Source organism: Parageobacillus thermantarcticus (genome assembly GCF_900111865.1).
In the GTDB taxonomy this organism is placed as follows: domain Bacteria; phylum Bacillota; class Bacilli; order Bacillales; family Anoxybacillaceae; genus Parageobacillus; species Parageobacillus thermantarcticus.
On the sequence record NZ_FOJS01000001.1, the window covers coordinates 165,588 to 190,973 of the forward strand.

The 25,386-nt window shown below is 46.1% G+C and carries 21 protein-coding genes and 1 other annotated feature; of the genes, 4 read left to right on the forward strand and 17 right to left on the reverse strand.

All coding sequences use genetic code 11. From position 1 onward, the window contains the following. From BM278_RS00925 to BM278_RS00975, 11 genes are all read right to left on the reverse strand, one after another. Nucleotides 1–711, reverse strand: a complete 711-nt coding sequence (locus BM278_RS00925; RefSeq protein WP_090947536.1) for a pilus assembly protein PilO — start codon at nt 709–711, stop codon at nt 1–3. Beyond that, entirely contained in the window at nt 708–1,307 is a 600-nt protein-coding gene (locus tag BM278_RS00930; protein WP_244151062.1) for a fimbrial protein, read from the reverse strand. The genes BM278_RS00925 and BM278_RS00930 overlap by 4 nt, the downstream gene beginning before the upstream one ends. Beyond that, the gene (gene pilM, locus BM278_RS00935; protein WP_167359564.1) at nt 1,294–2,244 is read right to left on the reverse strand and encodes a type IV pilus biogenesis protein PilM; all 951 of its coding nucleotides are present in this window, start codon (nt 2,242–2,244) and stop codon (nt 1,294–1,296) included. Before pilM ends, BM278_RS00930 begins: the two co-directional genes overlap by 14 nt. Nucleotides 2,245–2,264: 20 nt before the next feature. Continuing rightward, nucleotides 2,265–3,011 (reverse strand): prepilin peptidase, encoded by a 747-nt coding sequence (locus BM278_RS00940; protein ID WP_013400309.1) that lies wholly within the window; start codon nt 3,009–3,011, stop codon nt 2,265–2,267. 10 nt (nt 3,012–3,021) lie between these two features. Continuing rightward, nucleotides 3,022–3,501 carry a pilus assembly FimT family protein gene (locus tag BM278_RS00945; protein WP_003248872.1) on the reverse strand — a complete coding sequence of 160 codons (480 nt, stop codon included), beginning with the start codon at nt 3,499–3,501 and terminating at the stop codon, nt 3,022–3,024. Nucleotides 3,502–3,595: 94 nt separating this feature from the next. Continuing rightward, a complete protein-coding gene (locus BM278_RS00950) occupies nt 3,596–4,807 on the reverse strand; it encodes a type II secretion system F family protein (RefSeq protein ID WP_003248871.1) in 1,212 nt (403 codons plus the stop codon). After that, entirely contained in the window at nt 4,794–5,852 is a 1,059-nt protein-coding gene (locus BM278_RS00955) for a type IV pilus twitching motility protein PilT (RefSeq protein WP_090947538.1), read from the reverse strand. Before BM278_RS00955 ends, BM278_RS00950 begins: the two co-directional genes overlap by 14 nt. 11 nt (nt 5,853–5,863) lie before the next feature. Next, the gene (locus BM278_RS00960; RefSeq protein WP_003248868.1) at nt 5,864–7,534 is read right to left on the reverse strand and encodes a GspE/PulE family protein; all 1,671 of its coding nucleotides are present in this window, start codon (nt 7,532–7,534) and stop codon (nt 5,864–5,866) included. Between the two features lie 3 nt (nt 7,535–7,537). After that, the gene (locus BM278_RS00965) at nt 7,538–8,896 is read right to left on the reverse strand and encodes a VanW family protein (protein ID WP_003248866.1); all 1,359 of its coding nucleotides are present in this window, start codon (nt 8,894–8,896) and stop codon (nt 7,538–7,540) included. A gap of 21 nt (nt 8,897–8,917) precedes the next feature. After that, on the reverse strand, nt 8,918–9,700 hold the full coding sequence (locus tag BM278_RS00970; RefSeq protein ID WP_003248865.1) for a PRC-barrel domain-containing protein: 783 nt from the start codon (nt 9,698–9,700) through the stop codon (nt 8,918–8,920). Nucleotides 9,701–9,713: 13 nt separating this feature from the next. Next, complete coding sequence (locus BM278_RS00975; protein ID WP_244151063.1) at nt 9,714–11,084, reverse strand: hypothetical protein; 1,371 nt, start codon at nt 11,082–11,084, stop codon at nt 9,714–9,716. A 106-nt stretch (nt 11,085–11,190) separates the two neighbouring features. Between BM278_RS00975 and BM278_RS00980 the strand changes: the two genes are divergently transcribed. Genes BM278_RS00980 through BM278_RS00990 form a run of 3 tightly spaced genes read left to right on the forward strand, consistent with a single transcriptional unit; the run spans nt 11,191 to nt 14,138 of the window. Further along, a complete protein-coding gene (locus BM278_RS00980; protein WP_090947540.1) occupies nt 11,191–11,826 on the forward strand; it encodes a prepilin-type N-terminal cleavage/methylation domain-containing protein in 636 nt (211 codons plus the stop codon). Continuing rightward, nucleotides 11,810–12,412, forward strand: coding sequence for a PilW family protein (locus BM278_RS00985; protein ID WP_090947541.1), 603 nt, complete (start codon nt 11,810–11,812; stop codon nt 12,410–12,412). Before BM278_RS00980 ends, BM278_RS00985 begins: the two co-directional genes overlap by 17 nt. 13 nt (nt 12,413–12,425) lie before the next feature. Next, nucleotides 12,426–14,138, forward strand: coding sequence for a hypothetical protein (locus tag BM278_RS00990; protein WP_090947542.1), 1,713 nt, complete (start codon nt 12,426–12,428; stop codon nt 14,136–14,138). A 74-nt stretch (nt 14,139–14,212) separates the two neighbouring features. Here BM278_RS00990 and BM278_RS00995 read toward each other — a convergent pair whose 3' ends face one another. The 3 genes from BM278_RS00995 to BM278_RS01005 all read right to left on the reverse strand — a co-directional run bounded on the left by BM278_RS00995 (nt 14,213) and on the right by BM278_RS01005 (nt 21,106). Next, complete coding sequence (locus tag BM278_RS00995) at nt 14,213–16,993, reverse strand: VWA domain-containing protein (protein ID WP_090947543.1); 2,781 nt, start codon at nt 16,991–16,993, stop codon at nt 14,213–14,215. Between the two features lie 82 nt (nt 16,994–17,075). Further along, on the reverse strand, nt 17,076–18,368 hold the full coding sequence (locus BM278_RS01000; RefSeq protein ID WP_090947544.1) for a bifunctional folylpolyglutamate synthase/dihydrofolate synthase: 1,293 nt from the start codon (nt 18,366–18,368) through the stop codon (nt 17,076–17,078). A gap of 95 nt (nt 18,369–18,463) precedes the next feature. Continuing rightward, the gene (locus tag BM278_RS01005) at nt 18,464–21,106 is read right to left on the reverse strand and encodes a valine--tRNA ligase (RefSeq protein WP_003248850.1); all 2,643 of its coding nucleotides are present in this window, start codon (nt 21,104–21,106) and stop codon (nt 18,464–18,466) included. 44 nt (nt 21,107–21,150) lie between these two features. Continuing rightward, nucleotides 21,151–21,389: a binding site (T-box leader), on the reverse strand. 156 nt (nt 21,390–21,545) lie between these two features. Between BM278_RS01005 and BM278_RS01010 the strand changes: the two genes are divergently transcribed. After that, entirely contained in the window at nt 21,546–21,734 is a 189-nt protein-coding gene (locus BM278_RS01010) for a hypothetical protein (protein ID WP_090947545.1), read from the forward strand. Here the strand turns inward: BM278_RS01010 and ysxE are convergent. The 3 genes from ysxE to hemL form a co-directional block, all read right to left on the reverse strand. After that, nucleotides 21,700–22,710: a spore coat protein YsxE gene (ysxE, locus tag BM278_RS01015; protein WP_090947745.1), complete on the reverse strand. Its 1,011-nt coding sequence runs from the start codon at nt 22,708–22,710 to the stop codon at nt 21,700–21,702. The genes BM278_RS01010 and ysxE overlap by 35 nt on opposite strands. 70 nt (nt 22,711–22,780) lie before the next feature. Continuing rightward, complete coding sequence (gene spoVID / locus BM278_RS01020; RefSeq protein WP_090947546.1) at nt 22,781–23,965, reverse strand: stage VI sporulation protein D; 1,185 nt, start codon at nt 23,963–23,965, stop codon at nt 22,781–22,783. Nucleotides 23,966–24,085: 120 nt separating this feature from the next. Further along, the gene (gene hemL, locus BM278_RS01025; protein ID WP_090947547.1) at nt 24,086–25,381 is read right to left on the reverse strand and encodes a glutamate-1-semialdehyde 2,1-aminomutase; all 1,296 of its coding nucleotides are present in this window, start codon (nt 25,379–25,381) and stop codon (nt 24,086–24,088) included. Between the last annotated feature and the right edge of the window lie 5 nt (nt 25,382–25,386).

Below are 25,386 nucleotides of genomic sequence, written 5' to 3' on the forward strand. Positions count from 1 at the left end.
TTACCGCTGCTGCGATGACAGTTGCCCCCCAGGAACTATTTCTGTCAGCGGATTCCGCTTTTTGCTCGGCGGGGGAACGTCTATTTGCGGCAGCATATTCTGCAACTTTTCTAATTTCGGATAATAAAATGCGCTGACCGTTACCGAATACGTTAACGGATTTACTTCCGTAGCGACCGACGTTAATTCTGGATTTCCAGTAAACGAGAGCGATTCAATCGACACGATGCGGTTTAAATTTTCGAGCGTCTGCAAAAAGCGCTCAAGCTGATAGTACGACGGGGATTGCACCGTCAATTGCGCCGTCACTTTTTTCAATCCATCCGGCGGCGCGGAAAGAGATTGCTCTGTCTTTTCTTGCGGATTTGCTGTTACATTTTCGTCTTCTTGAAAATTCATGCTCGAAATTATGCTGTCTGAAACGACTTCCGCTTTTTTGAAATCGAGCAATAGCTGTTCCGTCAGCGGCTTGACCGGTATCTTTTTTTGAAGTTCTACGATGCTTTCCGGCAAGCCGGGCTTTTGCTTGGCAATCTCTGCTTTTGTAGCGGCCAACATTTTTTTCTCGCTTGCCACTGTGCTGTTTAATTCTTCAATTTCTTGGTAGCGCGGATAAAGCAGATAAAAATAAAGGCCGATAATCGCAGCGCCAAGAACCGTAAGCATAAGAACAAAAACGAGAAGCTGCCGTCTTGAGAAACGTACGGTCATGGTTGTTTCTCCTTTTCCTCTAACGCTTGTTTATCAACATGCATTTCGTATTGCGCGAGATAGCGGGGCACTACTCGTTCCTCAGTCGTCCTTTGCTCATCGCTTTCTTCGTTGGCATTCACAGCCGAAAGGCTTTTCAATTGTACGTCAGCAATAAATTTGGCATCCGACAGCCGCTTTAAGTAATAGGCCGCCTGCTCGCTTGTGTCAAATTGAACGGAAACCGTTACCGTTCCATCCTCCGCGTAGGAAAAGTTCATGATAAATCCGCGCTCTGGCAGCAATGCCGTCATGTTGCGCAAAAGCGGCACCATTTTGAGCGGGTAATCTTTCGCCCATTGCACAGTTTTGTCTAATTCCTCGATTTCCTTAACAGATTGCATGTCCGCAAGCTTTTGCTGCTCGATCGCTTGAAGCGCCTGCGTCTGCTTCAGCTCTTTTTCCAGCGAGTCGATTTGCGTCTCCGCTCTGTCGATAAGAACGTAAAAAACAGCCGCAGCAATCGCTGCCATCGCGGTGACAATCACTGTGCTTAACAGAAAGACAACATTTTTCGGCTCTTTTTTTGGCAATAAATTAATGTCAACGAACATCATCATTTCCCTCTTTTAGCCCAAGTCCCCATGCAAGATGATAGCGCGCGTCCACCGCGCCCGCCATCGCGGCCGCAAGCCGTTCTACAGGAACATCCAGCCGTTCTTGCAACGCTTGATAAACATGGGACAAATGCGGATGATCCCCCATCAGAAACACGCGGGTAATTTGCTGTTTTCCTTGATGAATGGAAAAGGAATAGAAGCTCATCATCCGTTCCATTTCTTTATATATATCTTCAAACGGATCGATGAATCGTTGCCGGTCTTTCCCAATGTTTATTTCTCCGTACTGTTCGAGCAAAAGATGGCGCATAAACACAGGTTTATGCTGATGAAACGCGCTAACATTGACGGAAGATTGGTCAAATTGGACAAGCAAAATATGATCATCTTTTTTGACTTGATCAGCTATATAAAAAAGGCGGTACGCACATAGCGGCGAAACGTCAGCGGCAATCGGGCGCAGCTTTGCATCTTCCAAAAGCCGCGCGTAACTTAACACTAAATCTTCCGGAGCAGCGAATAATAAAACGGTGGTCGCTTCCTGCGTTTTTTCCAAAACAACGTAATCAAACACCGGGGTATCAAACGGCAACGGAATCGTTGTTCCCAATTCCATAAACAAATAACCGCGAATTTCCTCTTCTTCTAAATCGGCAGGAAGCGGAAGCCGGCGGATAATCACGAAAGGATCTGGCACAATGAAACGGACGCGGCGTTTCTTTAATTTCCATTCATCGACACATTCTTCTAAAATCATTTCCAACGTTTCGCGGTCCATGATTTTTCCGTCGTGAATCATTCCTTTTGGAAGCTGGCGCTCTCCCCATTTGTGAACGGATAATGGGTCGTTTGCCTTTGTCTCAACATAGCGAATGACATGGTCTTTGATAACTAGATTGGCAACTTTATGCCTTGGCTGAAACAATGTTAACATATTCACGTTTTCCCCTCATATTAAAAGAAAATCATTTGCTGATACCATTCCACAATGTCTTGTCCAAAAAAATAGGCGGTCAATGACCCGAGAACGATCGCAGGCCCGAACGGCATCGGCTCCCGGCGCCGGACTTTGCCAAGCGCCATGCCAATCAGCCCGATCGCCGTTCCGTAAATCGTGGAAAAAAAGAACGCAAGCAGCACTGTTTTCCACCCAAGCACAAATCCAAGCAGCGCAAACAATTTAATATCGCCGCCGCCCATGCCGCCTTTGCTGATGACGGCAATGAGAAAAAGCAGCAAAAAGCCGGCCGCCGCGCCAATCAGCGCATCCCGCCAAGGAAGGAACGGAATAAACAGCCGCTCAAACAGAAAGATGACCGCAAACACAAGTAGCACTTTGTCAGGAATCATCATGTAGCGAACATCGGAAACGAAGATAATCATTAACAGTGAAATGAGCGTCCAACAAACGATCAATTCTTTTGACCATCCCACCAAAAGCGGCGAAATCGTAAAAAGAATCGCCGTCGACAGCTCAACAAACGGATAAAGCAGCGAAATCCTCCCCCCGCATTCCCGGCACTTTCCGCCTTGCCAAACGTATGAGACAACAGGAATAAGTTCCCGCGCCGTAAGCTGCCGCTTGCAGCGCGGGCAATGCGAACGAGGAAACATGATCGACTCTCCCGCCGGCACGCGAAGCCCGACAACGTTAAAAAACGAGCCGAGGAGGAGGGAGTATAAAAATATAATAATCAACATAGTTGAGTCCTTATTTCAGTGTTACGTCTTTTCTTTCTAACTCATCAACATACTCATCATCAATGTATTTGAAATTCGAATCGCTTTTATCTACTAACGTAACTTTATATTTTAAGTTTTCACCACCAGTTTCTTTATTATTACTATCTGTCAATTTAGTTCTTTCTACTACCACCAAGCTTTTATCCGCATCATACTCTTTTGATTTTTTTCCTGGTGATTTCGGAATTTTTTCAAGATATCCTGCATCATATAGTTCTTTCATAGTAAACGTATTTTTATTTTCATCAAATCCTCCAGAAGATATTGCGAGCCTTGCAGCATTAGCTAATTGCTGTGCATTCGCGATATGCGCATCCTTTTTCGAGTTGTCGATAATGGCGCCAATCGCCGTAATTGCAATCGCTGCGATAATCCCCAAAATGACGACGACGGCAAGCAATTCAATCAATGTGAGCCCTCGTTCGTTTTTCAAAAATCGTTTCATCATCGTAATACCCCTCTCCCTATTTTTTGTTTATCACACTTTTTTCCTAATTAATTTTACACGATTTATCAATATATGAGAATATATTCCTTGCAATTTATTGTTGAATATGGTTGAAAATATCGTACATTGGTATGATAATCGAAGCAATAATCGTTCCGACGACCCCGGACAAAAGCAAGATCATGAGCGGCTCAATCAGCGACTTCAGCCGTTCGACGCCGGCGTCCACTTCCGCTTCGTAAAAGTTGGCAACTTTCGCGAGCATTGCGTCTAATGCCCCTGTTTCTTCGCCGATCGCAATCATTTGCGTCACCAGCGGCGGAAACGCCCAATGTTTTTTCAGCGGTTCAGCAAGCGATTGGCCCCGTTCAAGCGAATCGCGCGCCTGCCTTATCACCTTGCTGATGACTTCGTTTTCGACGACATTTTCCGTGATGGACAGCGCCTGCAAAATCGGGACGGAACTGGAAAAGAGCGAGCTTAATGTCCGCGTCATGCGCGCCAATGCCGCTTTTTGTATTAGCTTTCCGAAAAACGGGATGCGCATTGCTGCATAATCCAAGTAATATTTCGTCCGTTTTTCCCTCTTCGCCAACGCAAACAAAACATATGTTCCAATCAACGCGATAGCGACAAGCCACCAATATGTTTGCATCACTTCGCTTGCGCGCAGCACAAATTTGGTGATCGCCGGAAGTTCGGCGTGAAAGTCGGCAAACATCTCGACAAATGTCGGGACGACGGAAACAAGCAAAAAAATGACGACCGCAACGGCAATAATAGCGACAGCGATAGGATAAGTCAGCGCGGAAACGATTTTTTGCCTTGTGCGGTGCATTTTTTCAAAATGGTCCGCAAGCCGTTCCAGCGTTTCATCCATATTCCCGCCTGCTTCCCCGGCTTTGACCATGTTGACAAACATCGCCGGAAAGATGCGCGGATGCTTCGCCGCGGCAGCAGATAGCGGATTTCCGGCGCGGAGCGATTCTTCCACTTCCATAAGCGCTTTTTTCAGCGCCTTGCTTTCGGTTTGTTCCGCTAAAATGCGGGTGGAGTCAACAATCGAGACCCCCGCCTTTATCAATGTCGCGAACTGCCGCAAAAAAATGACAAAATCTTGGAGCTTCACCGCTTTTCCAAATGTTATTTCTTTGGTGAGTAACGTTTGCGGCACTTCGGCAATTTCGATGACTTTAATTCCTTTTTGCCGCAATTTCATGACCGCGTCCCGCTTGGACTCGCTGACAATCGTTCCTGTTTGCTTTCGCCCCTTTATATTCCGGCCTTCATATTTAAACTGAGGCATACGAATCGCCACGCTCCTGTGCAAGATAAGGTTCAGCCGCATCGCGAAGGATCAGCCCTGCTTGCATTAACTCTTTGATGCTCATCGCCAGCGTATGCATGCCAAGGGCGCGGCTTGTTTGCATGACGTTGGCGATTTGATGGACTTTTTCATTGCGGATTAAATTGGCGACTGCCGCATTATTAATTAAAACTTCCGTAGCAGCGATCCGTCCCGTTTTTTGCGGTGTTGGGAAAAGGCGCTGTGAAATAATCGCGACAAGAACAGACGCAAGCTGAATGCGAATTTGTGATTGTTGGGCAGGCGGAAACACGTCAATAATCCGATCGATCGTCGCCGGCGCGCTCGATGTATGCAGTGTGCCAAGGACGAGATGTCCCGTTTCCGCGGCGGTTATCGCCGTATGAATCGTTTCCAAATCGCGCATTTCCCCGACTAAAATGACATCCGGATCTTGCCTAAGTGCCGCGCGCAGACCGTTGGCAAAATTGTTCGTATCAAAGCCGACTTCGCGCTGGTCAATAATGCAGCTACCGTGCTTGTGCAAATATTCGATGGGATCCTCCAGCGTAATAATATGTTTCCGCATCGTTTTGTTCATATAGTCAATCATCGCAGCAAGCGTCGTCGACTTCCCGCTTCCCGTCGGGCCTGTCACTAGCACAAGCCCGTGCGGTTTTTGCGCAATTTGTTTTAATACTTCAGGAAGGCGCAGTTCATCAATCGTTGGAATTTTTGTCGGAATGATGCGGATCGCCAGCGACACGCACGACCGCTGTTTATACGTATTGATGCGGAAGCGGGAAACGCCGGGAATTCCGTACGAAAAATCCAATTCCCCATTTTCTTCAAATTGCGGCCAAAGGCGGGGCGGAATGACCGCTTTTGCCATTCCTTCCGTATCTCCCGGCCGCAAAACGTCTTGGCCGTATTTTTTTAATTCGCCATTGATGCGAAAAATCGGCGGCACGCCGACCGTCAAATGAACGTCGGAAGCTTTAACTTCAAACGCAGCACATAAAAGAGCATCCAATCTTTGCTTCATGTTCCCCACCTTTAACTTAAAATCGCCACTTTCAATACCTCTTCCAGCGTCGTTAACCCTTGTTTCACTTTTAACAATCCGTCATCAATCAAAAAAATCATGCGGTTTTTTATGGCAAGCTCGCGCAATTTCGAAAATGGCTCTTTATTTAAAATGACGCGGCGCATTTCATCGGTCATCACAAGCAGTTCATGAATGGCAATCCGCCCTTTATAGCCTGTCATATTGCATGTCGGGCAGCCGCGGCCGCGGATCAGCTTGTCAATTTTCATGCCGCGGCGGGCAAAAATCTCGATTTCCCGCTTTGTCGGCTCCTGCTCTTCTTGGCAATCGCGGCAGACGCGGCGGACGAGCCGCTGGGAAACGACGCCGGCTAAAGAGGTCGCCACAAGAAACGGCTCAATCCCCATATCAATTAAGCGTGTGATGGTGCTTAACGCATCGTTTGTATGCAAGGTGCTTAACACTAAATGGCCGGTCAATGACGCGCGGATCGCCACTTCTGCCGTTTCGCGGTCGCGGATTTCTCCCACCATAATAATGTTTGGGTCTTGCCGCAAAATCGAACGCAGCCCTTGCGCAAACGTCAATCCGATATTCGGATTCACTTGGATTTGATTGACTCCTTCAATCTGATATTCGACAGGGTCTTCGATCGTAATAATATTGACTTCTTCACTGTTTAAATGGTTCAGCGCCGCATATAGCGTCGATGATTTTCCTGCCCCAGTCGGTCCGGTAATCAGAATGATTCCGTTCGGCCTTTCAATAAGTTCAATAAAGCGCCGCAAATTTAACTGGTTAAACCCAAGCTTATGAATATCGTTCAGCGCCGTCCCTAAATCAAGAATGCGGATCACGATTTTTTCGCCATAGATGGTCGGCAATGTAGAAACGCGCAAATCGACCGGATGAAAATCGATGTTCATCTTAATCCGGCCATCTTGCGGAATGCGGTGTTCGGTAATATCCATATTCGCTAAAATTTTAATTCTCGCGGTCAGCATGCTTTGCATATGTTTTGGAAGGGCGCGGTCTGTCCGCAATATACCGTCGATGCGATAACGGACAAGCACTTTCGTTTCCTGCGGGTCGATGTGGACATCGCTTGCCCGCTGTTCAACGGCGAGCTGCAAAATTTGGTTCACAAGCCGGACAATCGGGGAATCTTCTTCGGTCGCCCGTTCCTCTTCCACCGTTGTTTCCGCGGCGGGGGCCATTTGCAAAAAATCTTCTACTGATTCATCCATGTCGTAATACTTATTAATGGCGCGCAAAATATCATCTTTTGAGGCAATCGCCGTTTCAATATGGAACCCTGTCGAAAGGCGCAAATCATCGATGACAAAAAAGTCCATCGGATCGGCCATTGCCACAAGCAAGCGTTCTCCCTCAACTTTTAAAGGCATCACCATATGCCGCTTGGCAAATTCTTTCGGAATGAGGTTGGTCAGCTTCGGATCGATCGGATAGCGGTACAAGCTGACATGCGGGATGCCTAATTGAAACTCAAGCACTTCAATTAATTGCTGCTCGGTAATATACCCGAGCTGCAACAGCACATCGCCCAGCTTTTGGCCGGGAGCTTTTTCTCTTAACGCTTCCTCCAGCTGTTCCTCCGTAATGAGCCCCGCTTCCACTAATAAATCTCCTAAACGTTTCCGCTCTTGTTTTTTCTTCATCGTTCATCCCTGCTTTTCATTATCATCATTGTTCTGTTTGCCGTCCGTATCATTTGTTGTGGAAGGCGCTTTTTCTTTTTCCGGCTGCTTTTCTTCAGATTGCCCGTTGTTTCCCTCTTTGCTTTTATTCGTTTGTTCATCGTTTTTCTGATTATTGCCTGCTTGCTTTTCATCAGCCGCCGACGGTTCGGACGTGGATGCATCCGACTGGGTGTCTCCTAGTTCCAAACCGCGAAGTTCAATGTTATGCGATGGCGGATAAAAGTCTTCGGCAATCGTTTCCGTACGCACAAGATGATTTCCGCTATACGCTTCCCTCTTCACTTTGACGAGTATTCCTCTTTTTCCGCTTTGCTTTAATTGGCGTTCCCCAGGGCGAAGGAGAGGGCTATATTGCACAACGGTCTTCGGTTTGAAATATTCGATATCCCCAACTTTCACTACATACTTATAAGTAAATGGCAGCCCGAAAAGCGCCACATGCAACCGGTTGTTTTCCACCCGGAACTTGAGCGTGTAAGCAGTGGTATTCGGATTGTAAAACTGCAAATCACGATTGCGATCATCTACTTTCGCTTCATAACCAACCGTTATCCCATCAGGAAGTTCGCGGCTTGTATGCCGCTCCAACACCGTAAAATTCGTCGGCAAAATCGTTTGGTAAATCGCTGAAGCAATCATGCTCATCTCTTCGGAAGAAAGCGGCCCGTTTGTCTCTTTGACATATGCCGCAAGCGAAAAGATGCTTTTTCCTTTAATTTCAACGGCCGGATTGGCAGAAATCCATTCAAGCAATGGCGCTGGTCTTTTCCCCAATTTCAGTGTCGCCGCGCTCACTTGCTGTTCCGTTTCATCGGAACGGGAAACATATGCTGCAAGGTCAATCGGTTCTGACGGCATTTGCAAACCAGCCGCAATATTTGTGACATCGTTTTGCAATTTTTCGAGATTAATAGAAGAAGCGAGCGGCGGGGGAAGCAGTGTTTTTATTGTTTTAGAAAATTCTTGCACATCGAATTGGACAAGAAGCTGGGACGGCCTCCCTGACACTATTTGCCTTGCGCTTTGTTCGATTTGGAACGTAAACAGGGATGTAGGAATCTCTCCTTTTTTTTCTTGATACACAACGGGAATCGTCGCATCTGCCTTCCATTCATTCACTTTTTTCGCGATTTCCGCCAGCGCTTCTTGTTTGGATTTATTCGCAACAGAAATAGGCCCAACCATCGTTCCTGCGGGCAGGCGGTCTGTCTCTCCCAAAAACGTTTCGTAGGCTAAAACGCCAATTTGCGAAAAGCTGATCAAATAAATCGTACAAACCGCTATGACGAAAAACAACTTTACCGCAGCAATCTGTCTCACCGCCTACCTTCCCCCTTTTGCTTATGCCTCTACGTTCATTGATATATCAACGATCACGCTTGGTCCTTCTTCCTGCGCTTTCTGAATATGTTCTTCTGTCAAAATGGTGCCAGCTTCAATAAACGTATTTCCGTTTTTGTCGACAATATCTTTCGTCACCCGTTTCCCTTTTAAAAGCTCCATTTGCTTTTCGCGCAGCGCATAAAGCGCTTCTTCGCTTTCCGCTCCTTCCATGGCTGCTTCGCCGCCGGAATGCTGCTCATCCGCATGTTCCGCCGTTTCTTCGCCATCCTGCCCTTCTGCCGGAACGAGCAAATGTGCCTCATCAAGCAAAGAAGACGGGGCATTGTCATGGACGACTAAAATATCTTTTCCATATGTTAATATAAATTCCGATGATAACACTGCCTGCCGGTCACCGACGAGCAGTTCAATGCCAATAATTTCTCCCGTTTCTTCGTCGATAAAAAATTCGGTCACCTCTCCGAGCAGCTGCCCTTTTCTTGTCACCGCTTTCGTGTTTTTAATGCGGATTTGTTTATTGACAAGCTGGTTGGCAATCGGAATTTCCGATAAATCAATAATATCGTGGAAACTTTCTACCGTTACGGCAAATTCGCCGATGCCGACCACTTTTTTAAACGGAATCGCTTTTAAGCTTAACTGGACGTCTTCTTGCTCAACAGTAAGAAAATCAACGGAACCTTTTTCTGGATTAATGACTAATGTTTTTACAATCCCTATTTGTGTGCCATCAGAGATACTAATAATTGGAAGATTAACAATTTGTGCACTATTTTTCATTTTTTCACCACACCTATTCTTTATAATTCTGTAATATGTGTGCAAGAAATTGAAGTTCTTCTTTTATGATAGGATATGACTGGAATTTTTCTTGCAGCTGTGCAAGCAATGGCGAAAGTTTGTCATATTGTTTCTCCAATAAATAATGTTCTATTAGCAAACGCGCGAATACGTAGTAATCATAATCGGGTAACGGGGTTTGCAAACATTGAATGATGCGCTGTTCATATTGTAATGGATTCATATATTTTCGGTTTAACTGAAGCTCGGTAACAATGGTTTGCAAAATTTCCGAATGGACTGGCGAAATCACAGAAGCGAGCTCTGTTTCGTCCGCATTGTCTTCTTTCGCCTCCATAACTTCTTCGCCGCTTCCGGCGCTTTGCTCCTCTTGCAGCAGTTCGTCTATATGCGGTTGCACCGCTGCATCCGTTTCTTCCGGCAGAACCTCTTCCTCATCTGATACAACCGGCGGCTGAGACATTTCTGCAAGAATGTCATCCCATTCCACGCCGCTCTCTTCATCCGCTAAGTCATCCGTTGATATCATCCATTTTTCCAGTGAAATATGCGGCAGATCTTTTTCATCATCGCGCGCTGCTGTTTCTTGTGCATGATTAGGCATAGCGGCTACGTTTTCTTCCATTTCCGGCAGATCCGTGCCCCATTCTTCATTTGTTTCCATTTCCACCGGCCATTCATTTAGCTTTGCTGCTTCATTCTCATTGCCATCTTCGATTGTTTCCCACGGAAACTCGCTTTCCGTGATAGTTTCAATCTGTCGTTCCACTGCCGCTGCTGCCAACGGCAACTCTCTCATTTCTATCATTTCGCTTTGTTCTGTGTCCTTTTCCCAAGGAAATTCATTTTCCGCCACTGTTTCTTCTCGTTCTGCATCAGCAGCGATTTCTAATGGCAGCTCGTCCACTGCAATGATTTCATCCTGTTCTCCATCCCCCATGTTTTTCTGTGAAACGCTGTTTTCTGCTGGCGGTTGTGGTGCTGTTTCTAATGGCATTTGTTCGGCTTCTACTGCTTCTTTCTGGTGAAAAACGGCTCCATTTCCGCCAGCAATGGAAGAAAAAGATTTCTCTGCCAGTTCGTCTGGCTCTTCCCATTCATCTTCATCTAGTTTTTTCGCAGCATAAAAGACATGGGCAAATTGGCGATGAAGCAAATAGGTCATCGCTATCATAAGCAGTCCTAGTAATAATGCAAGCTGCCACATCGGAAAGAAGGACTTTGCTACTAAGGAAAGAAGAGAAAGAAACAAGGCAATGATGAGTGCTGCGATTTTCCCGCTCCAACTTAATCCTATAGGAAGAATAAGCAAAATCGGAATGGCAAGGATAAAAGCAATGATCACAAATATAACGTGTTTCAATGTTTCACCCCGTTTCCCCACACCATTATATAAGACAATTTTCCTAAAATTCGGCTCTAACTTATTGTATAATAAAGTTAAATATTTTGAAAGAAGGGCATGACCAATGGAGGAAAAGAATTTTTTAGCACTCCGCTCTTCAAAAGGCTTCACCTTATTGGAAGTGCTAGCATCCATCACCATTTTGTCCATCGTCGCAATAGGAATGTTTTCCTTTTTTACGAACGCCATGCAATATACGACACACAATCAAGACAAAACGGTCGCCATTAACATCGCCCGCGGCGTATTAGCCTATATGGAGCGCCTTGATTTCACGGAGTTAAAACAATATGTGGAGAGCAAAATGAATAATACAGACAGTCAACCGTTTGTCTATCTGAATGCTTCTGACTGCTCCGCCGACGGTTTTCCGTTGCTCGGCGGCGAAAACGACAAAGAAACTAACCAAAAAACCTGCGAAAGGGCTCTGGGTCCTGCCGTCAATAACATTGATTATAAAACGCGCGTTCATATATTTCTTGTTCCGTATGACAAAAAAGCGCAGGACGAGCTGAAAGCAAACCCGCCAGAACAATTCCCTGCATCATTAATCGAGAAGATTCGCCTTGAAGATGAAGAAAATATCAACACAGATTTGCAAAACTATCTGCTCAAAATTTATGTGATCGTGCGCTGGGGAGATAGTGTTGAAGATTCGGAATGGCTTGAAGGTGTGATTGCTGATGAAACGATACGTTAATAATGAGAACGGACTATCTCTTGCCGAACTGTTAGCCGCCATTGCCATTTCTTCTTTTATCCTTGTTTCTATTTATGGCGTGTTTTTCAGCGGATTGAATGCATATAAGCGGATTTTTATCGAAAATCAACTGCGCAGCGAAGCCGATTATATTGTCGCCACCATTATGAATAAACTTTACGCGTTTGCGCCGGACGGAATCGCGATGGACCAAACGACAAATGCACAAATCGTATTTGTGAGCGATAAAGAGATCCAATTTGTCAGCGATGAAAGTATCAATCCTTCTAACCCTTCTCTCGTCATGATCAAAAAAGAGAAAAAACCAACTCCTGAGACGCTTACCGTTGTCTTGCAAGATGGCTCGATTGCCATCGATGGCGAACGGCTGCATTCGGATCGTTTAAAAATTGTTGCGGAAGAATCCGGGTTTTCCTACACCTGCTCCCAACAAGAAGAAGAAGAAAAAAAGATTTGCCGCAGCGGCGTCGTTACCATTAAGCTTGCCGTCCAAGACCGCGACCATGATCCAGGAGATTTGCTGCATGTCAAACCGTTTACATTAAAAACAGAATTCGGCTTTTAAAGGAGGGAGGCTAATGAACGAAAAAGGACATAGTTTAGTAGTCACGATGCTGATTATCACCATTTTTCTCCTTCTTGGCTTAACTATTATGTCTGTTGCGATTTATCAAGCGCGATTTACGGAAGTGCGCGTGGAAGACGTCGAATCGTTTCACGAAGCGACAAAAGCGATCGAAGAAACGATTGCGGAAATGAAGGTAGCTATTTCGAAACCTTCTTTTGAACTGTCTACTCCTGGAAATTTGGATACACAATTGGCTGTGCTGCTCCCTGATTTAGAAAATCGCTATGGAGTAAAGATTCAGGACGTAACGTCGACGGATGATTACAATATCAATCGTAATAAATTGTTCACCCGAGTTTTTTTGCTTTCCAAATCGTACGGTAACAAAACGGTGGAAAGACGGGTGATTTTGACAAATACGCCAAGCTTTTTAAAATATACCCTCGGTTCGAGAGAAGACGTTGTTTTAAACGGCGGAGCGTATATTAAAGGAAATATTTACGCCGAAAAAAATGCTTACGTGACAAATGTCGCCAATTACATCGATAACTCTTTAAAATATATGAAACAAACGTCATTCCCGACAACGAGCAAAAATAGCGTATTATTTGTCAATGGAAGCTATTTTTCTTGTGACCATGACAAAAACGACTGTTACAACATTGCGGGCAATATTTTTCAGCGCATTGCGGAAAATTATTCTAATGACATCCGTTTTCAATCCCAAGCCCCTTCCATTCGAAAAGAACGTGAAGAATTTATTGATGTGGATTTCAAATGGACTGTAAAAGATAAGTTGTTAAATGCAGCAGGAATGGAAACATTTAGTCCAGAATATAATAATTATATTAATAATAAAAGCATCGACCAACTTTTCACGGAGCTGATAGAACAAAAACGCTTCGCTGTCTTGAAGAGCGTTTCGGAATTACGTGAAAAGATTAATTCAATCGATCAATCGATAATTCTTCAATCTGGCGATTCTTCACAATTTGTCCTTGACGGCGAAGAACTTGATGGTAAAGTGCTTGGTTTACAAGACAACAGATGGCTGATTGTCGATGGCGATCTAGTTTTAAGAGCCAACAAGCCGATAACAATAAAGGGAAATATTATTGTATTCGGCAATTTAGAAATTTTCGGCATCGGCCAAGATAAAAAGAATAAAAATATAGATCTCGATTCGACGGTTTACGTCTTTGGACGGCGTGATCTAAACGTCCCTGGGCGCACATGGATTTACAACGCTAATATTAACATTACCGATGATAAAGTAACCGATGATAAAGTAACCGATGATAACGATGATAAAGTAGTCGTGCTTCTTTCAAGAGGGCCGTTGGAAATCGCGCGAATCAATGAGTTTGAAAACAATCTTTCTCTGAAACCGCCGAACTTAAAAGGATACTTTTATACTGAAAGCAACGCGACTGTCTATGCTGTCGGCTCATATATCAATATTGAAGGCGGTTTGTTCGCGCGCGGCGACACGTCAAGCACAGCACCGGACTTTGACGTCTCCGGGCTTGTCATCAACGCTTATCGCGGTGCAGCGGAAAAACAAGGCGGCTCCATCATTTTTACGCCTCCTTCGTCGCTCGATCACAAAGAAGAGTCCCGCTTTGTGATCCGTCATGACCCATCGGTATTTATTAATCGCGGAGAAGGGTTGCCGTTCGTGAAAAAACTGTCTCTTATCGTTGACAAGTTAACCGTCAAATAAAACAAGATGCGGGATGCTGCTTTTCGCTTAAAAGAAAAGGTGCCTTAAGCGAATGATAAGGCACCTTTTTTGTTTTACCATCTATATTTTCCGCTTTCGCCTGGGGACGTGGTGTTTTCCTGAACGATGACTGTCATTGAAGCTTGAATGTCTTGATCGTCTTGCTTTTTCTCCTCCGCGGTGACGGTAATGGTCGAGTATCCAACTTCTTGAGCGACGATATACCATCTTCCTTGCTCTTTTTCCACACTTACATATTCTGGAGTGTTCGATATGACAGAGCGGATGTTTTTGTTTGTCGCATTATCTGGGATAAACATCAAGATGGAGGAAATGTCCACTTTATCTCCGACTGTCATCGTATATATTTGTGGTAGATTGATCGCTTCTAATGGCACATATGGATTACGCACCTTGATCGTCGCTGTTGCTGAAACGTTGCTTCCGTCCATTGCCCGCACCGTAATCTCAACTGTTCCCGGCTTTTTGGCAATTACTTCTCTGTTCTCCACTTCCGCGACGTCCGGATTGCTGGAAATCCACTGCAATGTTTTGTTTGTCGCGTCGCTTGGCTCGATCGTTACCGAAATTATCTGCGTTTCGCCAACTTCCATCGTTTGTTTATAGTCTAATGTTAATTGGCGAACACGCTTAATGTATGTCAGCGATACAGTGGTAATGCCGTCTCCTTTTGTCAATCCTCCTGCCGCTTTAATGGATATCGTCGACGTTCCATCCCAAGTGACCGGAATTTCATATGGCGAATCGAGCGGCTTCCAAGCGTTATCTTGCTTTGGATTTTCGACTTTATATTCGTACGTGACGCCTTCCCCTGCGACAAAACCGGTGATTTTTACGATCGGCTGTTCTGTGACAGTCGCTCCGCTTGGGATTTGCTGACCGTCTTTAGTCTCAATTGCCACACGCGGTTTTAAATATAGCTCTACCGTCTCGTCATTATTGTATGTGACGAGAAGAACGTCGTCTTCCTTGAATTGCAACGCCTTCACCGGAAGCCTCGGGTGTTTCGTCTCTCCAAGCTTGGCTGACGCTTGCCATTTCGTAATAAGGCCGCGCTCGTCTCCTTTGTAATATATATCAGGCGATTCATGCAGGCGGACTTTCATTCCAATCCGTTGGGAAGGGGCCTTTAATGACGATGTCCGCGCGCCATATTTGCTATCTTGGAACGAAACGGTAGCTGGCGGCAGCTGCACGTTTTCCATCGCCCAATCCGCTTGAAGCGTTATTTCGCCGGTAATCTCGTTGTTATTAAGTTGCTTATAGTCGATGACCGTATTTGGAAACGCAATCTCAGCGTACTGGACGCCGTTTTCCGTGCGCACAGTCACGTTTGGCGACGGAACAACCGTAATCCCGTCTGGAAGCGGCTGAATCAATGTAATGTTGCTGATGTTTCCGGACGCGTTTCCGACATAGCCACTAGCAGTTAGCGAATAATGTGCCTTGAAGCGGTTCGAATCACCATCCGCATTGCCGAATTTCACTAAGTCGCCTACATCTTGCGTAATTCCTTCAAGCGTCACCGTTCCGTCAAACGATGGCGGCACCTCGTCTTTGACAACAACCTTGACTGATTTCATGATTGGTGCCTGTTCTACACCGTATACATCACGATACGCCAATTCCGCTGTAAACGTATACTCCCCTTTTGCTTTAAACCGCACCGGAATCGAAACAGTAAACGGCGGCGGGGCCGGCTGCCCAACTTTATACGGAACCGTAAACGCAATATACGCGTTTTCTTTTTGCTCATCGAGCCAAACTTGCTCTGTCTCAACAATTTCCACCTTTCCGCCAAACGAGGTTAGCGGAATTTTTATCGTTCCGCTTAACACCGGATCATTAGCGAGCTTTGAAAACTGCTGGAAAATTTCCGTTAAGTTTTGCGGCGTTCCTTTCTTCGCCTGCCCGCCTGTTATCGCGGACAGCCTTTCCAAATAATTCATATCTACATCTTGATTATCGCCAAAGCCGATGGAATAGAGCGTTATATTGTTTATTCCAAGCGCTCTGGCCACATCCGTTCCGTGAGTACGGACTTTTTCTTCGAAATCTTTATAAATTTTAGAGCCATAATATGACTCTGTTTCCTTCCCGCTTGGATAATAAACCGTTCGATCTACGCTCCTTCCATCAGAGTACAGCACATATTCAACATCTAAATCTTCCGTGACTTGTCTACACGTTTTCCGACTCTTTCCTTCACAGACTGTATACGTAATCGGTTCCTTTGCCACCGACACTGTCGGCATCCCATCCGTTAAAAAAATGATATATTTCTTCCGGGTTGGGTCATTAAAAAATGATTGAGCTTGTTGCAGCGCCTGCGTATAGTTTGTTCCGCCATTCGCCCGAAGACTATTGGCTACAGTTGCAATCCAATTCAAATGCTGCTTGACATCATAGGTTTCGGAAGGAAATGGCACGACCTTATTGTATTGAACGTCGTCGGAAAACGGAACGAGAGCAAATCGGTCATTCGGGTTGGCGTTCGCTTTGAAATAATCGACGGCAGACTGAAGCGCAGATTTTGCGCTTTGCAGCTTCAACGGCGTCATCGACCCTGACACATCAAACACAAACACGACATCAATCGGCGGGCGAATGATGTTATCCACCCTTCCTTGAGGAGTCAACGTTATGTCCAATCTCCCTTGGGCATCGGCATTAGACGGCTTGGCGTATTCGGTTTGCGAGGAAGTGATGGTAAAATTCAACGCAGCGGTGCTAGAGCCATTATCCGCCCCAAACGCTACAGCAGGAACGCTTCCAAAGGCGACACATAAAAGCAGTGCCATCAACAACCATAAAAATTTTTTCTTCTCCGCCACACTCCTCTCCCCCTATCCCTTACCAAAGTCCTATTACTTTTATTATAGCAAGACTTTTCGCTGGAAACATATAAAAATTTTGTCATAACAATAACTTTCTTACCTCTGCGATAAAGTAAAGCGAGCCGGTGATAAGGAAAAGGTCATCGCTCCGCTTCTGTTTCCGTTTTTCTTTGAGCCAGCGCTCCCAGTCCGTGATGCACGCTTTATCCGGATGGTCGCATAGCGCTGCAAGCTGTTCGGCAGACGCGGCGCGCGGAAAATCGAACGACGTAAACGTTATCGTTTTCGCGATTCCGGCAAGCGGCGGAATCATTTGCTCAAGCGGTTTGTCCGCCAGCGCGGCAAATAATACATGAACATCTTTGTTTGGATAGTGCAAACGCACTGTATCGACGAGGCTGCGGATGCCTTCCGCGTTGTGGGCGCCGTCGATAATGATCAGCGGCTTATTGCTTATCCGTTCAAACCGCCCGATCCATTTCGCCTTTTCCAGCCCTTCATAAATATGTTCTTTTTCAATCAAAAACGAATAGCACATCCGCAAATAGTCGGCCGCCATCACGGCTACGGCCGCGTTTTGCACTTGATGCGCCCCGAACATCGTTATGTTTAAATCCGGATATTGCGAAAACACCGTCTCTACTGAAAAACGTTCGCCATCTTCATTTGCCTCATGCTGAACAATCGAAAAGTCTTCTCCCAGCCGGTATGTTTTCGCTTTCAATGATGTCGCTTTGCCGGCAATCACCGCCCATGCTTCCGGCTGATTAACTGCGGTAATGACCGGAACGCCCGATTTGATGATTCCTGCTTTTTCCAAAGCGATTTTCTCCAACGTCTCTCCTAAAATGTTCATATGGTCATAGCCAATATTGGTGATAATGGAAAGAATCGGGTAAATCACGTTCGTCGAATCGAAGCGGCCGCCGAGTCCTGCCTCGATAATCACAACATCTTGAATGTTCTTTTTCCCAAAATAATAAAACATCATCGCCGTAATCACTTCAAATTCTGTCGGCGCGCCAAGCTCTGTTGTTTCCAGTTCTTCCGCAAGCGGTTGAATGGCTCGCACCAGCTCAACAATTTCTTTGTCGCGAATTGGCCGGCCGTTTACGCTGATCCGCTCATTAAATTTCTCCACATACGGAGAAGTAAACGTTCCCACCGAATAGCCGGCCGCTTGCAAAATATGGCGCAAGTAGCTAACGGTCGAACCTTTCCCGTTCGTTCCGGCAACGTGAATTGCCCTTACGCGGCGCTCAGGATGCCCGAGCTTTTCCATCATCCATTCCATCCGTTCTAATCCCGGTTTGATTCCTAAGCGCAAACGCCCATGAATCCATGCAAGCGCTTCTTTATATGTACGAACCATCGTATTTTCCCCCTAAAAATTAAGATGTGATGAGAAAAGACGAATCCAAAATGCTTGGATTCGTCTTCATGATAAAAGAAGCGGCGGCGTGTTGTCTATTTTTTTAATTCGGCAAGGCGCGCACGGACAGCCTCGCGTTTTTCCAAGTAGTCTTTCTCTTTTTTCCGCTCTTCTTCGACGACGTGCGCAGGCGCTTTCGTCAGGAATCCTTCGTTGCTTAGTTTCTTCTGCACGCGCTCGACTTCTTTATTGAGTTTTTCCAGTTCTTTTTCAAGCCGTTTAATTTCTTCATCGATGTTAATCAGCCCTTCGAGCGGCAAAATCAATTCCGCGCCGGTAACGACCGCCGTCATCGCTTTTTCCGCTATCGGAACGTCGGTTGCGATGATCAGCTCGCTCGGATTGCAGAACCGTTCTAAATACGCGCGGTTTTTCTCGAGCGTTGCCTGCACTTGTGCATCTTTTGCCTTAATGTGCAATTTAACCGGTTTGCTTAACGGCGTGTTCACTTCAGCGCGAATGTTGCGGACTGCACGGATGATATCAACAAGAAGACGCATTTCTTCCGCCGCTTCTTTGTTTGACAGTTCAGGGCGCACTTCCGGCCATTTCGCTACCGTAATCGACTCCCCTTCATGCGGAAGGTGCTGCCAAATTTCCTCGGTAATAAACGGCATGAACGGGTGAAGCAGGCGCATCGTATGATCCAAGACATAGGCCAATACGGAGCGCGTCGTCTTTTTCGCTTCTTCATCGTCGCCGTAAAGCGGCAGTTTCGCCATTTCAATATACCAGTCGCACAAGTCGTCCCAAATGAAGTTGTACAAAACGCGGCCGACTTCGCCGAACTCGTATTTTTCGGCAAGCTTTGTCACCGTTTCGATCGTTTCGTTTAAACGCGTTAAAATCCAATGATCGGCAACGGTTTTTTCCCCGCTTAAATCGAGCTGGTCGTATGTCATTCCGCCCATGTTCATCAGCGCAAAGCGGGACGCGTTCCAAATTTTATTCGCAAAATTCCATGTTGCTTCCACTTTCTCAGTGCTAAAACGCAAATCTTGCCCAGGCGAGCTTCCTGTCGCCAGGAAGAAGCGGAGCGAATCAGCGCCGTACTGGTCGATGACATCCATCGGGTCGACGCCGTTGCCGAGCGATTTGCTCATTTTTCTTCCTTGCGCGTCGCGGACAAGGCCGTGGATTAATACGTCTTTAAACGGTCTCTTTCCGGTAAATTCAAGGCCTTGGAAAATCATACGCGATACCCAGAAGAAAATGATGTCATATCCAGTGACAAGCACATCGGTTGGATAATAGCGTTGATAATCCGGCGCTTCCGTATCCGGCCAGCCCATTGTCGAAAACGGCCAAAGCGCCGAGCTGAACCACGTGTCTAATACATCCGGGTCTTGCTCCCAGTTTTCGATATCAGCCGGCGGTTCATGATCGACATAAATTTCGCCTGTTTCTTTATGATACCAAGCCGGAATGCGATGGCCCCACCATAATTGGCGAGAAATGCACCAGTCGCGAATATTTTCGAGCCAATGCAAATACGTTTTTTCAAACCGCTCCGGAACGAAATGGACTTTTCCTTCCGTTTTTTGCATCTCAATCGCTGCTTCGGCAAGCGGCTTCATTTTCACAAACCATTGCGTTGAAAGATACGGTTCCACCACCGCGCCGCTCCGCTCGCTATGGCCGACGGAATGCACATGCTCTTCGATTTTAAAGAGCACGCCTTGTTCTTGCAAATCTTTGACAATTTGCTTGCGGCACTCAAAACGGTCCAATCCTTGGTATTGCAGGGCGTTTTCATTCATCGTGCCGTCTTCGTTCATGACAAGAATGCGCGGCAAATTGTGGCGGTTGCCGATTTCAAAGTCGTTCGGGTCATGCGCCGGCGTAATTTTCACCGCGCCTGAGCCGAATTCCATATCGACATACTCATCGGCGATAATTGGAATTTCGCGGCCGACAATCGGCAAAATCACCGTTTTGCCGATGAGATGCTTATAGCGCTCATCGTCTGGATGAACGGCTACCGCAGTGTCGCCGAGCATCGTTTCCGGGCGGGTCGTCGCGATTTCAATATAGCCCGAGCCGTCGGCAAGCGGATAGCGCATATGATAAAGCGCGCCTTTCACTTCTTTATAAACGACTTCAATATCGGACAGCGCCGTTTTCGTGACCGGATCCCAGTTAATAATGTATTCGCCGCGATAAATAAGCCCTTTTCGGTAAAGCGAAACAAACACTTCGCGCACTGCTTTGGACAATCCTTCATCCAGCGTAAAGCGCTCGCGCGTATAATCAAGTCCAAGCCCTAATTTCGCCCATTGCTGGCGGATGTGGTTTGCATATTCTTCTTTCCATTTCCACGTTTCTTCAAGAAATTTCTCCCGGCCTAAATCATAGCGAGACAGCCCTTGCTTGCGCAGCTTTTCTTCCACTTTCGCCTGTGTGGCAATGCCGGCGTGGTCCATTCCCGGAAGCCACAGCACGTCATAGCCTTGCATCCGTTTCATGCGCGTAATAATATCTTGCAGCGTCGTATCCCACGCATGCCCTAAATGCAGCTTCCCTGTTACGTTTGGCGGCGGGATCACGATCGTAAACGGCTTTTTATCCGGATCGCCCGTCGCTTCAAAAAACTTTCCGTCAAGCCACCATTGATAGCGGTTCGCTTCTACCGCTTTATGGTCGTACTTCGTTGACATCGTTATCTCATTTTGTTCCATTGGTTTTCCCTCCTTCTTGCTAAATAAAAAACTCCCTTCATCCAAAAAAGGACGAAAGGAGACTCTTCCGCGGTACCACCTTTTTTCTTAAGCAAAGCAAACTTGCTTAAGCGCTTCATTGCGATAACGGCATATCGCCGGCTTCCTCTACTAGGCATGCGCCGTTTGAAGAAGCAGCTCGAGGGCGACCTTCCAACGATAACCGTCCTAGGAAATCTCGCAGCTAATGATTTCCCTCTCTGAAGGCGTTATTCGTTGTACTCTTCCCTGTCTTCGCTTTTTATTATTTTTTCTGTTTATTATACTACCGAAAAACTCATTTCATCGTCAATCATCTTTGCCAAGTTTTTATTTCTTTATTCCATTCCTTTATTTTTGGTGACAAAAATCATATCGAATCATATTTTATAGTAACATCCAAAAAAGGGGAAATTGCTCAATGAAACGATTTAACTATTATTCATGGCCGCCATGGCTTCGACAAATTCGCGCCATCTGTGCGCAAGTAATCATTCCGATCACGATTTTTCAAGCGGTTCGCACGATTTTTTTTCCGACGACATTTGACGTTATTTTGCTAGCGATTTTCATCCTTATCGCGGTAGCGTTTCATCTGGAGTGGATTTAGCTTCTTCCTCCTCTTTTCGCCGGACAAGGTGCATGATAACATGTTCAATATTTTTCATGGTAAAGTAACGACGCTGCAATTCGGAAACATATTCCCGTTCGCTTTTTTCATGTTGCCGGTTTGTCGCGTATTCATAAACGTAGCGGTACAAAAAATGCGGCTGTGCGAGATGGCTGAAAAAAAAGAACCGTTCCTCTTCCGACAATGATAACGCTTTTTCATACTCTTCGACTCCTTCCACCCATTCATCGCCGATCGGCGGAAATGTGCGCATATGATGGCGAAGCGCCATGATGACATCGAAAAGCGGAGAGTTCCAACCGGCGCGTTCCCAACTAAAAAAATAGCGGTGTCTGTTTTCCAGCACGATATAATGCGAAAGCCGCGCTTTCCCGTGAATCCAGGCGATTCTCCATTTTTTTGTCTTTTTGATGGTTTCATGCCATTTCTCCATTTCCGTTTCCGCAAAGGAGTACGCCTGCATTGTTTCATGAAAATAGGTGCAGCATTGCAGTTGAAACGGGGACATATACCACGCATTTTCACACTTTTCCACATATGATTGCAAAAAGGAGCGCTGCCTTTCCCACTCTCTTTTTTTATTTTCATAGTAATTGTTGATCTCTTCCTCACTAACATCTAATTGTCTTAACGACTTTTGGTGCAAATGGGCGAGATCGCGAAAAAAAGAGAGGACATGCTCGCGTGTGTCTTTTCGCTCAGCGGGAAACACCCATGGCATTAAATAATAATGCCGTCCATGGGCTGCAAATGGAAGTCCTTGTTTTGTCAAATAAAGCGGAACCGATTGTTGCCCGCAAAAAATATACGATTGCTGAATGGCTGCCATTTCTTGAACGTTCGTTATTTCTTTTAAAGCAAATGTGCCAACATTTGTATATACTTTTTTTACTTTTCCATAGTGATCCACGCGAAACGGTTGGAGTCCATATTGCCGCAAAACAGGCGCGTACATTTCCATGTGTTCTCTGTTCAACAAAACGACCTCCTTCATAAAAAGAAGTGAGGAATCATGCTTTCCCTCACTATGAAAAGCGGCTTTCCGCTAGTGCCGGTATATATAGCAATTGCCCTTCATGAATTTCTTCCGCGTTTTCCAATTGGTTGACGCGCAATAGCTGCTGGACAGTGACATCGTATCGCTCGGCGATCTTGTCCAATGAATCTCCTTGCTGAACGATGCAGATTTTTACTTTTGTAAATTCCTCTTCTTGATTTTTCGCAAATAATTTTGTTAAGTATAATGTGTTTTCGCTCTTTACTTTTTGCTTTTCGTTTTCATCGATTTCTTCCGTTTCATCGGCGGCGTTTTCTTTCATGGACCCAATCGAAACTTTTGCCTCTTGTTGCGGGACAACGTTTTCTTCTTCTCCTGACGCTTCATTTTCTTCTATATTTTCTTCTTCATTCTCTTCCACATTTTCTTCGAGTTGTGCGGCTGTTTCTTCTTTTTCTTCTTCCGGTTTTTCCGGCTGTACGGCTGTTTTTTCTTTTTGTTTCTGTTTTTCCAGCCGCGCGACTGTTTCTTCCGGCTGTTCATGGTTATGGAGCGGCACGGCTTTTTCTTCTTCCCGCTTTGTTTCTTCTTCCCGCTTTGTTTCTTCCCGGTGCACCGCCGCTTCTTCCTGTTCTTCGTCTTGCTCCGCCAACACATGGCCAGAAACGGAATATGCCTTTTCTTCCGATTGCTGTTCTCTCTGTTCCTCTTCGTACACTTCTTTGCGTGCGACAACTTCAAACGGTTCAAACAACGGCTCTTCTTCCTCTACTAGCGAATGTTCATCAAGCGGCGCTTCGCTAATGCCGCTGATGGAAATATCTGCTGTCACCAACAACCTTCCATTTTCGTCCAAATCATAATCAAATGATTCCACCATCACATACACATCTTCTAAATGCGGAATGCGATTTTTCGGGATCGTAATATCGATCGGAAAACGATGCGATAATTCGCTAATGCCGTCTTCGCGTGTAGAAACGCGCTGAACAAAGCGATGGCCCGCAAAGTCGAAAGGATCCGCGCCGCTTTCTTCTTCCGCCATCCGGTACTCTCCGCTCAATTCTAACGCTCCGCGAATCGTAACATACTGCTCATATTCATCAACCGAAACGACCGGGTCGAGAGAAATCGAAAGAAATTCGCCGACTCCCTGTCCTTTTTTAAACCAAATCGCTTCCTCCAAGGAAAAACGCAAATGCGATTGCTCCAACCGTAACTCCTCCTTTCCGTCCCTTTCCGCCAAATTTTTCTATGGCATTACCCATTGTATGAAAGACAAACGAACAATATGAATAAAAAAATCGGGCTGTCCAAAATGGACAACCCGTTTTTATTTTCCTTCGCGAATTTTCGCAAACGCGCGCTCGGCCGCGGCGATTGTTTTTTCAATATCTTCATCACTATGTTCGGTCGATAAAAACAATCCTTCAAATTGCGACGGAGGAAGGAAAATTCCTTGTTCCGCCATTTCACGGTAATATGTTGCGAACATTTCTAAATTTGACGTTTTCGCTTTTTCATAGTTGATTACGTTTTCGTTTGTAAAGAAGAAGCCGATCATCGAACCGGCGCGGTTAATCGTATGCGGAATTTCGTATTTTTCTGCCGCTTTGCGCAGCCCTTCTTCCAATCGATCCGCTTTTTTGCGGAATTGTTCGTATGTTTCCGGAGTCAGCTGAATTAACGTTTCATACCCGGCCGTCATGGCAAGCGGGTTTCCTGACAGCGTTCCCGCTTGATAAATTGGGCCGCTCGGTGCGACTTTTTCCATAATTTCCGCTTTTCCGCCGTACGCTCCGACCGGAAGCCCGCCGCCGATGACTTTTCCAAGGCACGTCAAATCCGGTTCAATGCCGAAATAGCCTTGCGCACAATGGTAGTCAACGCGGAATCCCGTCATGACTTCATCAAAAATCAGCAGCGCCCCATATTGTTTTGTGATGTCCCTCAATCCTTGCAAAAAGCCTGGAACCGGCGGAACGACGCCCATATTGCCGGCAACCGGCTCGACGATGACCGCAGCGATATCTTCGCCAAACCGTTCAAACGCGTATTTGACGCTTTCTAAATCGTTGTAAGGAACGGTGATCGTATGCTGTGCCAACGTTTCCGGAACACCAGGGCTGTCCGGCAACCCAAGTGTCGCCACTCCCGAACCAGCTTTGATGAGCAGCGAGTCGCCGTGTCCGTGATAGCAACCTTCAAACTTCAAAATTTTATTGCGCCCTGTGTAGCCGCGCGCTAACCGAAGCGCGCTCATCGTCGCTTCCGTTCCGGAATTCACCATGCGGACGATTTCGATCGATGGAACCCGTTCCACCACCAATTTCGCCAACTCGTTTTCGATCAACGTCGGTGCGCCAAAGCTCGTGCCGTTTTCCGTCACTTTTTTCAACGCCTCGACAACGCGTGGATTCGCATGGCCCAAAATAAGCGGCCCCCACGACAACACATAATCGATATATTCATTGCCGTCGATATCATAAATTTTCGACCCTTTGCCGCGCGCCATAAAGATCGGCGTCATATGGACGGATTTAAACGCGCGCACCGGGCTGTTGACGCCGCCCGGCAACAAGCGAACTGCTTCTTCATACGCAGCTTTCGAACGTTCGTAGCTTCGCATATGTC

Excerpts from the sequence above, each read along its gene's own strand:
- BM278_RS00925 (WP_090947536.1), bottom strand. The coding sequence starts at position 711 with ATGACCGTACGTTTCTCAAGACGGCAGCTTCTCGTTTTTGTTCTTATG.
- BM278_RS00930 (WP_244151062.1), bottom strand. The coding sequence starts at position 1,307 with ATGATGTTCGTTGACATTAATTTATTGCCAAAAAAAGAGCCGAAAAAT.
- pilM (WP_167359564.1), bottom strand. The coding sequence starts at position 2,244 with ATGTTAACATTGTTTCAGCCAAGGCATAAAGTTGCCAATCTAGTTATC.
- BM278_RS00940 (WP_013400309.1), bottom strand. The coding sequence starts at position 3,011 with ATGTTGATTATTATATTTTTATACTCCCTCCTCCTCGGCTCGTTTTTT.
- BM278_RS00945 (WP_003248872.1), bottom strand. The coding sequence starts at position 3,501 with ATGATGAAACGATTTTTGAAAAACGAACGAGGGCTCACATTGATTGAA.
- BM278_RS00950 (WP_003248871.1), bottom strand. The coding sequence starts at position 4,807 with ATGCCTCAGTTTAAATATGAAGGCCGGAATATAAAGGGGCGAAAGCAA.
- BM278_RS00955 (WP_090947538.1), bottom strand. The coding sequence starts at position 5,852 with ATGAAGCAAAGATTGGATGCTCTTTTATGTGCTGCGTTTGAAGTTAAA.
- BM278_RS00960 (WP_003248868.1), bottom strand. The coding sequence starts at position 7,534 with ATGAAGAAAAAACAAGAGCGGAAACGTTTAGGAGATTTATTAGTGGAA.
- BM278_RS00970 (WP_003248865.1), bottom strand. The coding sequence starts at position 9,700 with ATGAAAAATAGTGCACAAATTGTTAATCTTCCAATTATTAGTATCTCT.
- BM278_RS00980 (WP_090947540.1), top strand. The coding sequence starts at position 11,191 with ATGGAGGAAAAGAATTTTTTAGCACTCCGCTCTTCAAAAGGCTTCACC.
- BM278_RS00985 (WP_090947541.1), top strand. The coding sequence starts at position 11,810 with ATGAAACGATACGTTAATAATGAGAACGGACTATCTCTTGCCGAACTG.
- BM278_RS00990 (WP_090947542.1), top strand. The coding sequence starts at position 12,426 with ATGAACGAAAAAGGACATAGTTTAGTAGTCACGATGCTGATTATCACC.
- BM278_RS01000 (WP_090947544.1), bottom strand. The coding sequence starts at position 18,368 with ATGGTTCGTACATATAAAGAAGCGCTTGCATGGATTCATGGGCGTTTG.
- BM278_RS01005 (WP_003248850.1), bottom strand. The coding sequence starts at position 21,106 with ATGGAACAAAATGAGATAACGATGTCAACGAAGTACGACCATAAAGCG.
- BM278_RS01010 (WP_090947545.1), top strand. The coding sequence starts at position 21,546 with ATGAAACGATTTAACTATTATTCATGGCCGCCATGGCTTCGACAAATT.
- ysxE (WP_090947745.1), bottom strand. The coding sequence starts at position 22,710 with ATGTACGCGCCTGTTTTGCGGCAATATGGACTCCAACCGTTTCGCGTG.
- hemL (WP_090947547.1), bottom strand. The coding sequence starts at position 25,381 with ATGCGAAGCTACGAACGTTCGAAAGCTGCGTATGAAGAAGCAGTTCGC.